Source organism: Serratia sp. P2ACOL2, assembly GCF_003691565.1.
GTDB classification, from domain to species: Bacteria; Pseudomonadota; Gammaproteobacteria; order Enterobacterales; family Enterobacteriaceae; genus Serratia; species Serratia liquefaciens.
This window is the reverse complement of the sequence record NZ_CP033162.1, coordinates 4,381,460-4,394,108: the sequence shown is the minus strand read 5'-3', so window position 1 is coordinate 4,394,108 and position 12,649 is coordinate 4,381,460. Positions and strand designations below refer to the sequence as shown.

The window sequence follows — 12,649 nt, the reverse complement described above, 5'->3', positions numbered from 1 at the left end:
TATCTTTTCTTTAAAGCGCCAAATTTGGTGACATATGTCACATTGTCAGCGTTAGCTCCACAAAGCTTCTGTCTATTTCTTTCCCTATGGCATTTTCTGCCACAAACCGCCAACATCGCTGAGCCTTGTACTGACGGGCGGGCAATCGTTTGTATTGCCGCCCGCGTTATTTTTGTTATGTTGGATGCGTGCTGTTAACAACAGCCGCTTCTGAAGTCTGAACATAGGGTCGGGTAAATGGCAAAAGTATCATTGGAGAAAGACAGGATTAAATTCCTGTTGGTGGAAGGGGTTCATCAGAGCACGGTAGATAATCTGCTGGCAGCCGGATATACCAACATTGAATATCACAAAGGTGCGTTAGACACCGAAGCGCTTAAGGCATCCATCCGCGATGCTCACTTCGTCGGCATCCGATCGCGTACGCATCTGACCGAAGAAGTCTTCGCCGCTGCAGAAAAGCTGGTGGCGGTAGGGTGTTTCTGCATCGGCACTAACCAGGTTGATCTGAAGGCGGCGACCAAACGCGGCGTTCCGGTGTTTAACGCACCTTTCTCTAATACCCGATCCGTGGCCGAAATGGTGCTGGGCGAACTGCTGCTGATGCTGCGCGGCATTCCATCCGCCAACGCCAAAGCGCACCGCGGCGAATGGCAAAAATTGGCCGTGGGCTCGTTTGAAGCGCGCGGCAAGAAGTTGGGGATTATCGGCTACGGCCATATCGGTACCCAACTGGGCATCCTGGCCGAAGGCCTGGGCATGAAAGTGTTCTTCTACGATATCGAGAACAAGCTGCCGTTGGGCAATGCTCAGCAGGTGCGCCACCTGTCAGACTTGCTCAATATGAGCGATGTGGTGACGCTGCACGTGCCGGAAACCCCATCAACCAAAAACATGATGGGTGCAGAAGAGCTGGCACTGATGAAGCCGGGCTCGATTCTGATCAACGCCTCGCGCGGCACCGTGGTGGATATTCCGGAACTGTGCAAGGTATTGGCCAGCAAGCACTTGGCCGGCGCGGCGATCGACGTCTTCCCGGAAGAGCCTGCGACCAACAGCGAGCCGTTCAACTCACCGCTTTGCGAATTCGATAACGTGATCCTGACCCCGCACATTGGCGGCTCCACTCAGGAAGCGCAGGAGAATATCGGTGACGAAGTGGCCGGCAAGCTGGCGAAATATTCCGACAACGGCTCAACCCTGTCGGCGGTAAACTTCCCGGAAGTGTCCCTGCCGGCGCATGGGCCTAACGCCAGCCGCCTGCTGCACATCCATGAAAACCGTCCGGGTGTACTGACGCAAATTAACCAGATCTTCGCTGAAGAAGGGGTGAACATCGCCGCGCAGTACCTGCAAACCGGTGCGGAAATCGGCTATGTGGTGATCGATATTGAAGCGGAAACCGAGCGTGCCGATGCGGCATTGCAACGTATGAAGGCGATTGACGGCACTATCCGTGCTCGCTTGCTGTTCTGATTGAACGTGCTGTAACTAATAAAGGCCGGATTTATCCGGCCTTTTGCTATTTAACGATCTGCCAAACCCAATTCTGCGCGGGGGTCACAATCTCCGGCAGCGGAATATCCCAGTGTTCCACTGGCACCTGTTCGACCTGCTGGCAATCATGGGCCAGGCCTATCGGATAAGGGCCACGGTGTTGCCAGTTTTGCAGCGTGCGATCGTAGAAGCCCCCCCCATCCCCAGGCGCTGGCCCGCGCTGTCAAAGGCCACCAACGGCGTCAGTACCACGTCGAGCGAGCCCAATGGCAGCACGTGGCGCACGTCGAGCTCGGGCTCGAGAATATTGAAGCGGTTGTGCACCAGCGGCGTTTCAGGGGTGTAATGCAGGAATAACAGATTACCCTTGCTGAACGGGTGCAACACGGGCAGATACACCTGCTTGTCCAACTGCCACAGCCGTTCAATCAACGGGCGGGTATTTAGCTCACCGTCGAACGACAAAAATACCGCGATATTCTGCGCTGCCAGGATGCGTGGATGTGCAGCGATGCGTTCAGCTATCTGCAGGGAGGATTGTTGTTGTTGTTCAGGCGTTAGAGCGCGTCTACGCTGACGGATTTGATTTCGGATATTTTGCCGCTGCTGGGCATACTGGGCTTGAAAAGACATAGTCAGCACACATACCGCTGAGGAAGGGGGAATCTCCGAGATGCCGTCGCAGGCTGTAACCCTTGAACCCATGGTTCAAGGTGAACGTGCTGTCGCAATCTTAAGGCTTCTCGGCGGGCCGAGCATGCACACCGATCGCGGATCATCACATTCTGTTGGTACTAAATATCGGCTCAGGGGACTGGCCCGCTGGCGAACATCTCAGAGAAATTTTTTACTCATTGCCAAAACCTGAGGTTTCAGCAACTTAAGTTATTCGAATTGTGCATCCTGACGTTCAGAGATGCGACCTTGTTCAAGCAAAGCCTGTTCAATGGTCTGTTGCAGCATGCGAATGCGTTGTTCCATATTGGACGCATAATCACGGGTTTTCAACCGTTCTTGAGCAAGTTCATGACAAACGTTCAATGCTGCGATGAAAACGAGCTGCTCAGTATTTGTGACTCTAGTGCGAACTTTAAGATCTTGCAACCGTTCGTTAAGATCGACCGCGGCCATGTTCAACGCATCTTGTTGTTCTGGCGGGCAATTGACTCTTAAAGAGCGACCAAAAATTTGAATATCTACCGGTTGTGCAGACATGCCACCTTCCTGCCTAAATTTCGCGCCAGCCCCAGCTTGCCCTGACCGGGCCAACCAAAGCGGGCGCCACTATATATACCTCGGTACCAAGATACAACCCCTTTTTCAGTACCTGGTTGTAATCTACTGCGTCAGACATTACCAGTCAAAAAAGGGTTTCAAAATGCGTATTTAGCGTCATTTCGTCCCCTGCCGGCAGCGTGTGAGTTCTGACACATCACGATTATAACTAGCCACTGAGGTGTCGCGCTTATCTGGTACAGCGACGGACCTTGGTGGTAGCATAACACGAACTTATCCTGCCAACGATGACGAATGCGCATGTCTATACAGAATACATTTCCAAGTTACCAATCTTTGACCGTTGCTCTCAACCAGCAAGCGGTGGCGTTAACCGCAGCAGAAATGCACGGCCTGATCAGCGGCCTGCTGTGCGGTGGCAGCCGCGACGCCGGCTGGCAATCGCTGGTCTACGATCTGACCAATGAAGGCGTGGCCTTCCCGCAGGCGCTGAGCCTGCCGTTACAGCAACTTCATGAAATCACGCGTGAAACGCTGGAAGACGACGACTTCATGTTCCAATTGATGATGCCGGAAGGCGAAACCGTCAGCGTGTTTGACCGCGCCGATGCGCTGGCCGGTTGGGTGAATCATTTCCTGCTGGGGCTGGGCATGATGCAACCCAAGCTGGCGCAGGTGAAAGACGAAGTGGGCGAGGCGATCGACGATCTGCGCAATATCGCTCAGCTCGGTTATGACGAAGACGAAGACCAGGAAGAGCTTGAGCACTCTCTGGAGGAAGTGGTGGAGTACGTGCGTGTGGCGGCCATTTTGTGCCACACCGAATTTACCCGCCATAAGCCGACGGCGCCGGAAAATGCCAAACCGACCTTGCACTAAACACCCGATTTCACGTCCTTAGCGGCCGTGAGCACAGGCAGATTGATTTCAGGAGAAGGTGATGACTCAGCAGGAATTCAACGGCCGCCGTCAGGCGCTGTTGGCTAAAATGGCTCCGGCCAGCGCGGCAATTATTTTCTCTGCGCCGGAAGTGACGCGCAGTGCAGATACCGAATATCCCTACCGTCAGAACAGCGATTTCTGGTATCTGACCGGCTTCAACGAACCGGGTTCGGTGTTGATTCTGGTCAAGAGCGACGAGACGCACAACCACAGCGTGCTGTTCAACCGGGTGCGCGACCTGACGGCGGAAATCTGGTTTGGCCGTCGCCTGGGGCAAGAAGCGGCTCCGGCGAAACTGGGCGTGGACCGCGCGCTGCCGTTCGATGAAATCAACGATCAATTACCCCTGCTGCTCAATGGCCTGGACGTGGTTTACCACGGGCAGGGCCAATACGACTACGCCGATAAAATCCTGTTCGACGCGCTGGACAAGCTGCGTAAGGGTTTCCGCCAGAATCTTCAGGCACCGGCGACCGTGACCGACTGGCGTCCGTGGGTGCATGAAATGCGCCTGTTCAAATCGTCTGAAGAGCTGGCGATCATGCGCCGCGCCGGTGAAATCAGCGCGCTGGCCCATACCCGCGCGATGCAGAAATGCCGCCCCGGCATGTTCGAATACCAGCTTGAAGCGGAAATTCATCACGAATTTACCCGCTTTGGCGCTCGTTATCCGTCTTACAACACCATTGTCGGCGGCGGTGACAACGCCTGCATTTTGCACTACACCGAAAATGAAAGTGAATTGCGCGATGGCGATCTGGTGCTGGTCGACGCCGGCTGTGAGTATAAAGGCTACGCGGGCGACATCACTCGTACCTTCCCGGTCAATGGCAAGTTCAGCCGGCCACAGCGCGCGGTGTATGACATCGTGCTGGCATCGCTGACGCGTGCCCTGGAGCTGTTCAAACCGGGTACCAGTATCCGTGAGGTCAATGATGAGGTGGTACGCATCATGATCACCGGGCTGGTGGAACTGGGGATCCTGAAGGGCGAAGTGGAGCAGCTGATTGCCGAACAGGCCCATCGTCAGTTCTACATGCATGGACTTGGCCACTGGCTGGGGCTGGATGTGCACGACGTCGGGCATTACGGCACGCCAAACCGCGACCGCACGCTGGAGCCGGGCATGGTGTTTACCGTCGAGCCAGGGCTGTACATCGCGCCGGATGCCGACGTGCCGGAAGAGTACCGCGGCATGGGCATTCGCATTGAAGACGACATTGTGATCACTGCCAACGGTAATGAAAACCTGACCGCCAGCGTAGTGAAAGACGCAGACGTCATCGAAGCACTAATGGCGGCGGCAAGGTAACGGCATGAGCGTAATTATTGTTGGCGGCGGCATGGCGGGCGCGACCTTGGCGCTGGCCATTTCATCGCTCACTCAGGGAAGAATGGCGGTTGATCTGGTCGAAGCCACCCGACCGGACGATCGTAGCCATCCGGGATTTGACGCCCGCGCCATTGCCTTGGCGCAGGGCACCTGCCAACAGTTGACGCGTATCGGCGTTTGGCCGGCATTGCGCGATTGTGCGACGGCCATCACCGAGGTACACGTCAGCGATCGCGGTCACGCCGGGTTCGTTAATCTGTACGCGCAAGATTATCAGGTTGACGCGCTAGGGCAGGTGATTGAACTGCACGACGCCGGGCAACGGTTGTTTGCGTTGCTGGCCAAGGCACCCGGCGTCACGCTGCATTGTCCGGCCAGAGTGGTCGATGTAGTGCGCACGGCGGAGCAGGCCGAGGTAGTGCTGGATAATGGTCGGCGTATCAGTGGAAAATTGCTGGTGGCAGCGGACGGCTCGCGCTCGGCGCTGGCTCAGGCCTGTAATCTGCAATGGCAGCAAAGTGACTATCCGCAGTTTGCCACCATCGCCAACGTAACCACGGCAGTGCATCCGCAAGGGCGTGCCTTTGAGCGTTTCACCCGCTACGGGCCTTTGGCGCTGTTGCCAATGTCCCAGGGGCGTAGCTCATTGGTGTGGTGCCATGCACGCGAAGATCGTGAACAGGTTGATGCGTGGGACGATGCACGCTTTATCAATGAATTGCAGCAGGCGTTCGGCTGGCGATTGGGGCGGATCCTGCGTGCCGGTAAGCGCCACAGCTATCCGCTCAGTCTATTGACCGCTAATCAGCACGTCAGCCATCGGCTGGCTCTGGTGGGCAATGCCGCCCAGACGTTGCATCCGATCGCCGGTCAGGGGTTCAACCTTGGCCTGCGCGACGTGATGTCGCTGGCGGAAACGCTGGCCCAGGCACAGCAGGACGGAGAAGATCCCGGTGGCTATGCGTTGTTGAGTCGTTATCAACAACGCCGCCAGCAGGATCAGCAAGCGACGATTGGCGTCACCGACGGTTTGATCCGGCTGTTCGCCAACCGTTACGGTCCTTTGGTGGTCGGACGTAATCTCGGTCTGATGGCGATGGCCCAATTGCCGGCGGTGCGTGATGCCTTTGCCAAGCGGACTTTGGGCTGGGTAGATCGCTAGGCGATATTCAGTAGCGGCGCAGCGTGTTGCGCCCAAAAGCGCTGGGCAATCACTGCGCAGCGCGTCATTTAAGGAAATTAAGCAGCATGCAATCATTTGACGTGGTTATCGCCGGTGGCGGTATGGTGGGGCTGGCACTGGCTTGCGGATTGCAGGGCAGCGGCCTGCGCATTGCGGTGCTGGAGCATCAGCAACCGGATATGACACCGCCGTCGCCACAGCCGGCACTGCGCGTATCCGCCATCAACGCCGCCAGCGAGCGCCTGCTGCAGCATATTGGCGTCTGGGACGAGATCCTCAATCTGCGCGCCAGTGCCTATAACGCGATGGAAGTGTGGGATCGCGACAGCTTCGGCAAGATTGCCTTCCGCGGTGACGAATGCGGCTTCAGCCACCTCGGCCACATCATTGAAAACTCGGTGATCCAGCAGGCGTTGTGGAAACGGGCGGCAAGCCTGAGCGATGTCACGCTGATTACCCCGGCGGCGCTCAAACAGGTAGCCTGGGGCGAAAACGACGCGTTTATCACCCTTGAGGACGGCCGCATGCTGACTGCCCGGCTGGTGATCGGCGCCGACGGCGCTCACTCCTGGCTGCGTCAGCATGCCGATATCCCGTTGACCTTCTGGGACTACCGCCATCATGCGTTGGTGGCCACCATTCGCACCGAAGAGCCGCATTTGGCGACGGCGCGTCAGGTATTCCACGGCGACGGCATTCTGGCATTTCTGCCGTTCAGCGATCCGCATTTAAGCTCCATCGTCTGGTCGGTTGCTCCTGAAGAGGCCGAACGCCTCAGGCAATTGGAGCCCGAGCAGTTTAACCGTGAGTTGGCGATGGCCTTCGATCTGCGCCTTGGCGCCTGCCAGTTGGAAAGCGAACGCCAGACCTTCCCGTTGACCGGGCGCTATGCGCGTAGCTTTGCTGCACACCGTCTGGCATTAGTGGGCGATGCTGCCCATACCGTACATCCGTTGGCTGGCCAGGGGGTCAACCTGGGCTTTATGGACGCCGCCGAGCTGATCGCCGAATTGCGCCGCCTGCAACGTCAGGGCAAGGACATCGGTCAACACCTGTATCTGCGCCGCTATGAGCGTCGTCGCAAACACGGTGCAGCGGTCATGCTGGCCAGCATGCAAGGGTTCCGCGAACTGTTTGACGGCAATCACCCGGCGAAGAAGTTGCTGCGCGATGTCGGGCTGCGGCTGGCTGACAGCCTGCCGGGCGTGAAGCCGAAGCTGGTGCGCCAGGCTATGGGCCTGAACGATCTGCCGGATTGGCTGGCCTGATCACCGCCTGAGAGAGACCGGTTTGCCGGTCTCTCTGTCTTGTTTTCCCGTAGCGTTATCGCTCTCCAAAGGCGCAGATCTGCGCCTTATGCCCATAGCTTTTCCTTATATAACCCTTCATTTGAAATAATCTAATTTCAGGCTGTTTTTACCATTACTTTTTCTAATTCCATAACCGGTTATCAAAAGTCGAAATTCCGTCTCTGGCCGTGGGTTTGTTATATAACTTCGGATTTTTGGTGCTCTAATTGTTGGTTTTGTGCCTTAAAGCGCAGTTTTCCAGTTTAAAACTCTGCACACTAGCCCAGCTTTTTACTGGCGCAGAACGCCGCCCAGCCTATTTTAACTTATGGTTAATGTGGTCGTTCGGTGATAACGTCAGAGCAAAGGTATCGTTTGCGTCGCGGCGATTTGCCGCAGTTTTTGTCAATTTCGACGCAGCGTTTCTGTTGGGCAGTCAGTGCGCCACGCAATCCGGCCACGAGCCATAATCTGACGTATTGCGTAGCAGCACCCTATCTTCAGCTTCTGAGTGGAATGAGGGAAAAGATGGCAAAGCAAACCCCACTGTACGACCAGCACGTGGCGTGCGGTGCGCGCATGGTAGATTTTCATGGCTGGATGATGCCGCTGCATTATGGCTCCCAGATCGATGAGCACCACGCCGTGCGTCAGGATGCCGGTATGTTCGACGTCTCCCATATGACCATTGTTGATTTGCGCGGTGCCCGTACCCGTGAATTCCTGCGTTACCTGCTGGCGAACGATGTCGCCAAGCTCACCCAGCCTGGCAAAGCGCTGTACACCGGCATGCTGAACGCGTCCGGCGGCGTGATCGACGACCTGATCGTTTACTTCTTTACTGAAGACTATTTCCGCCTGGTGGTGAACTCCGCCACACGCGACAAGGACCTGGCCTGGATCGAAGAGCACGCAGCGCCGTATGGCGTAACGCTGACGGTGCGTGACGATCTGGCGCTGATTGCAGTGCAGGGCCCACAGGCCAAAGAACGCGCGGCTACCTTATTCACCCCGGAACAAAAAAACGCGGTTGAAGGCATGAAGCCTTTCTTCGGCGTGCAGGCAGGGGATCTGTTTATCGCCACCACCGGTTATACCGGCGAAGCGGGTTATGAAATCGCCCTGCCGAAAGAGCAGGCGGCGGATTTCTGGCAGCAACTGCTGGCGGCGGGCGTTAAGCCAGCCGGGCTGGGCGCGCGTGACACGCTGCGTCTGGAAGCTGGCATGAACCTGTATGGCCAGGAGATGGATGAAAGTATTTCGCCGTTGGCCGCCAACATGGGCTGGACCATCGCCTGGCAGCCGGAAGATCGTCAGTTCATCGGTCGTGACGCGCTGGAAAAACAGCGTGAGCAGGGCACCGAACAACTGGTCGGCTTGATCATGACGGAAAAAGGCGTATTACGTAATGAGCTGCCGGTGCGTTTCACCGATGCGGCAGGCCAGACGCATGAAGGGGTGATCACCAGCGGTTCATTTTCACCGACCCTGGGCTTCAGCATCGCCCTGGCCCGCGTCCCTGCCGGTATCGGCGAACAGGCTATCGTACAGATCCGCAACCGTGAAATGCCGGTCAGGGTCACCAAACCTGGCTTTGTGCGTGCCGGTAAATCACTGATTAATTAATTTTTGTTTATTGATTCTTTATTTCTTCGAAGGAGTAGCTGGCGATGAGCAATGTGCCAACAGAATTGAAATACGCATCCTCCCACGAGTGGGTTCGTTCAGAAGGTAACGGCGTTTACACCGTAGGTATCACCGAACACGCGCAGGAACTGCTGGGCGATATGGTGTTTGTCGATCTGCCGGAAGTGGGCCGCAAAGTCGCCGCCGGTGAAGATTGCGCTGTGGCGGAATCCGTCAAGGCGGCATCGGACATTTACGCGCCAATCAGCGGCGAAATCGTGGCGGTGAACAGCGAGTTGGAAGGCTCCCCGGAGCTGGTCAACAGCGAACCTTACGGTGACGGCTTCCTGTTCCAGATTAAAGCCTCAGACGAAGGCGAGCTGGCGAGCCTGCTGGACGCCGCTGCTTATCAGGCTTCTATCGACGAGTAATCCATGCAACGCCCCAGGCCTTTCGGCCGGGGCGTTTTAGTTCAGGCTATATCCCGTACCACGCCAGAATTCAGGAATTTGTAGCAATGACTCAGACACTCAGCCAACTTGAACACAGCGAAGCGTTCATCGAACGCCACATCGGCTCTTCTGCAGAACAACAGCAGCAGTTGCTGGAAGCGGTGGGCGCACGCTCGCTCAGCGCGCTGATCCAACAGATTGTGCCGGCAGACATTCAGCTGCCTGCGCCGCCGCCGGTGGGCGATGCGGCAACTGAACATCAGGCGCTGGCCGAACTGAAGGCGATTGCCTCGCAGAATCAGCGCTACAAATCCTATATCGGTATGGGTTACAGCGCGGTGCTGACGCCGCCGGTGATCCTGCGCAACATGCTGGAAAACCCGGGTTGGTACACCGCTTATACCCCGTATCAGCCGGAAGTGTCGCAGGGCCGTCTTGAGGCGCTGTTGAACTTCCAAACCCTGACCCTGGATTTGACCGGTTTGGATCTGGCATCCGCCTCGCTGTTGGACGAAGCCACCGCGGCGGCCGAAGCGATGGCGCTGGCCAAACGCGCCAGCAAGTTGAAAGACGCCAACCGCTTCTTCGTGGCTGATGACGTACATCCTCAGACGCTGGACGTGGTGCGTACCCGCGCCGAAACCTTCGGTTTCGAAGTGATCGTGGATAAAGCCGAGAAAGTGCTGGAGCTGCAAGGCGTGTTCGGCGTGCTGCTGCAACAGGTAGGCACCACCGGTGAACTGCACGACTACAGCGCGCTGCTGGCCGAATTGAAGAACCGTAAAATCGGCACCAGCGTGGCAGCCGACATTATGGCGTTGGTGCTGCTGACCGCACCGGGCAAACAGGGAGCCGACGTGGTGTTCGGTTCTGCACAGCGTTTCGGCGTGCCGATGGGCTACGGCGGCCCACATGCCGCCTTCTTTGCCTGTCGCGACGAGTTCAAACGCTCAATGCCGGGTCGTATCATTGGCGTTTCCCGCGATGCCGCCGGTAACACCGCGCTGCGCATGGCGATGCAAACCCGTGAGCAACATATCCGCCGCGAAAAAGCCAACTCGAATATCTGTACCTCGCAGGTGCTGCTGGCCAACATAGCCAGCCTGTATGCGGTGTACCATGGCCCGCAGGGCCTGCAACGCATCGCCGGGCGCATCCATCGTCTGACCGACATTCTGGCCGCCGGGCTGCAACAAGCCGGGCTGGCATTGCGCCATAAAACCTGGTTCGACACCCTGACGGTGGAAGTGAAGGACAAGGCCGCCGTACTGGAACGTGCATTGAGCTTCGGCATCAACTTGCGTACCGACATTCACGGTGCCGTAGGCATTACGCTGGACGAAGCGACCTCACGTGAAGACGTGCAGACGCTGTTTGCCTTGCTGGCGGGTGACGACCACGGTCTGGACATCGACGCGCTGGACGCCGCGGTGAGTAAAAACAGTCAGTCGATCCCGGCAGCCATGCTGCGTCAGGATCCGATCCTGACTCACCCGGTGTTTAATCGTTATCACAGCGAAACCGAGATGATGCGCTATATGCACCGTCTGGAACGCAAGGACCTGGCGCTCAATCAGGCGATGATCCCGCTGGGCTCCTGCACCATGAAGCTCAATGCCGCGGCGGAAATGATCCCGATTACCTGGCCTGAATTCTCCGAGCTGCACCCGTTCTGTCCGCCAGAGCAGGCGGCAGGTTACCAGCAAATGATCGGCCAACTGTCGCAGTGGTTAGTGCAACTGACCGGTTATGACGCAGTTTGCATGCAGCCTAACTCCGGTGCTCAGGGCGAATACGCCGGTTTGCTGGCGATCCGTCGTTACCATGAAAGTCGCAATGAAGCGGGCCGTCATATTTGCCTGATCCCAAGCTCTGCGCACGGCACCAACCCTGCTTCCGCGCAAATGGCGGGCATGAGCGTGGTGGTGGTCGCCTGCGACAAGAACGGCAACATCGATCTGCATGACCTGCGCGTCAAGGCAGAACAGGCGGGCGAAGAACTGTCTTGCATCATGGTGACCTACCCGTCGACCCACGGCGTGTACGAAGAAACCATCCGTGAAGTGTGCCAGATCGTTCACCAGTTCGGCGGCCAGGTCTACCTCGACGGCGCCAATATGAATGCGCAGGTGGGCATCACCACCCCAGGTTACATCGGGGCGGACGTTTCGCACCTTAACCTGCATAAAACCTTCTGTATCCCTCACGGCGGCGGTGGTCCAGGCATGGGCCCTATCGGCGTGAAAGCCCACCTTGCCCCGTTCGTTCCAGGCCACAGCGTGGTGCAGATCGACGGTGTGACCACCCAGCAGGGCGCAGTCTCCGCTGCGCCGTTCGGCAGCGCTTCTATCCTGCCAATCAGCTGGATGTACATCCGCATGATGGGCGCGGAAGGCTTGAAGCAGGCCAGCCAGGTGGCAATCCTTAATGCCAACTATATTGCGACCCGTTTGAAGGACGCTTACCCAGTGCTGTATACCGGTCGCGATCATCGCGTGGCGCATGAATGTATTCTCGATATTCGTCCGCTGAAGGAAGAAACCGGCATCAGCGAAATGGATATCGCCAAACGTCTGATCGACTACGGCTTCCATGCGCCGACCATGTCGTTCCCGGTGGCGGGCACGCTGATGGTTGAGCCAACCGAGTCGGAAAGCAAGGTCGAGCTGGATCGCTTTATCGATGCGATGCTGGCGATCCGCGGCGAGATTGTTCGGGTGGCAAAAGGCGAATGGCCATTGGAAGATAACCCGCTGGTAAATGCCCCACACGTGCAGGCGGAGCTGGTCAGCGACTGGCAGCATGCCTACAGCCGTGAGCTGGCGGTGTTCCCGATTGCTGGCGTGCGTGAGAACAAATACTGGCCGAGCGTGAAGCGTCTGGATGACGTTTACGGCGATCGTAACCTGTTCTGTTCCTGCGTGCCGATGAGCGACTACGAATAAGCTTATTCGTGCAGGTTTGCCTTTATGAAGCAGCGCATTATGCGCTGCTTTTTTATGGCTAGTCTCTAAGAGTCTTCTTATTGATATATTTGATTTATTAGCGATTTTTTTATTTTCCCGCGCTTTGCCTCCCTTATTTTTTAAGA

Annotated in this window: 9 protein-coding genes, 1 other RNA gene and 1 pseudogene; 8 read left to right on the top strand and 3 right to left on the bottom strand. The window is 57.0% G+C overall.

The window, feature by feature from the left end:
* Positions 1-237: 237 nt before the first annotated feature.
* Positions 238-1,476 carry a phosphoglycerate dehydrogenase gene (gene serA, locus EBA31_RS21220; RefSeq protein ID WP_020828501.1) on the top strand — a complete coding sequence of 413 codons (1,239 nt, stop codon included), beginning with the start codon at positions 238-240 and terminating at the stop codon, positions 1,474-1,476.
* 46 nt (positions 1,477-1,522) lie between these two features.
* Here serA and EBA31_RS21215 read toward each other — a convergent pair.
* From EBA31_RS21215 to zapA, 3 genes and pseudogenes are all read right to left on the bottom strand, one after another.
* Positions 1,523-2,130 (bottom strand): annotated as a pseudogene (locus EBA31_RS21215) (5-formyltetrahydrofolate cyclo-ligase).
* Between the two features lie 28 nt (positions 2,131-2,158).
* Positions 2,159-2,341: non-coding RNA, 6S RNA (gene ssrS, locus EBA31_RS21210), on the bottom strand.
* A gap of 41 nt (positions 2,342-2,382) precedes the next feature.
* Positions 2,383-2,712 carry a cell division protein ZapA gene (zapA, locus tag EBA31_RS21205; RefSeq protein ID WP_012146623.1) on the bottom strand — a complete coding sequence of 110 codons (330 nt, stop codon included), beginning with the start codon at positions 2,710-2,712 and terminating at the stop codon, positions 2,383-2,385.
* A 321-nt stretch (positions 2,713-3,033) separates the two neighbouring features.
* Between zapA and EBA31_RS21200 the strand changes: the two genes are divergently transcribed.
* From EBA31_RS21200 to gcvP, 7 genes are all read left to right on the top strand, one after another.
* Positions 3,034-3,612 carry a YecA family protein gene (locus EBA31_RS21200; RefSeq protein WP_041414927.1) on the top strand — a complete coding sequence of 193 codons (579 nt, stop codon included), beginning with the start codon at positions 3,034-3,036 and terminating at the stop codon, positions 3,610-3,612.
* A 61-nt stretch (positions 3,613-3,673) separates the two neighbouring features.
* On the top strand, positions 3,674-4,987 hold the full coding sequence (gene pepP, locus EBA31_RS21195; RefSeq protein WP_122080147.1) for a Xaa-Pro aminopeptidase: 1,314 nt from the start codon (positions 3,674-3,676) through the stop codon (positions 4,985-4,987).
* Positions 4,988-4,991: 4 nt separating this feature from the next.
* Positions 4,992-6,170 (top strand): 2-octaprenyl-6-methoxyphenyl hydroxylase, encoded by a 1,179-nt coding sequence (gene ubiH / locus EBA31_RS21190; RefSeq protein ID WP_122080146.1) that lies wholly within the window; start codon positions 4,992-4,994, stop codon positions 6,168-6,170.
* A gap of 86 nt (positions 6,171-6,256) precedes the next feature.
* Positions 6,257-7,459 carry an FAD-dependent 2-octaprenylphenol hydroxylase gene (ubiI, locus tag EBA31_RS21185; RefSeq protein ID WP_122080145.1) on the top strand — a complete coding sequence of 401 codons (1,203 nt, stop codon included), beginning with the start codon at positions 6,257-6,259 and terminating at the stop codon, positions 7,457-7,459.
* A 549-nt stretch (positions 7,460-8,008) separates the two neighbouring features.
* Entirely contained in the window at positions 8,009-9,106 is a 1,098-nt protein-coding gene (gcvT, locus tag EBA31_RS21175) for a glycine cleavage system aminomethyltransferase GcvT (protein WP_048760857.1), read from the top strand.
* A 44-nt stretch (positions 9,107-9,150) separates the two neighbouring features.
* Positions 9,151-9,537 carry a glycine cleavage system protein GcvH gene (gene gcvH / locus EBA31_RS21170; RefSeq protein ID WP_044553267.1) on the top strand — a complete coding sequence of 129 codons (387 nt, stop codon included), beginning with the start codon at positions 9,151-9,153 and terminating at the stop codon, positions 9,535-9,537.
* Between the two features lie 86 nt (positions 9,538-9,623).
* Positions 9,624-12,503, top strand: coding sequence for an aminomethyl-transferring glycine dehydrogenase (gene gcvP, locus EBA31_RS21165; RefSeq protein WP_122080144.1), 2,880 nt, complete (start codon positions 9,624-9,626; stop codon positions 12,501-12,503).
* Positions 12,504-12,649 lie beyond the last annotated feature (146 nt).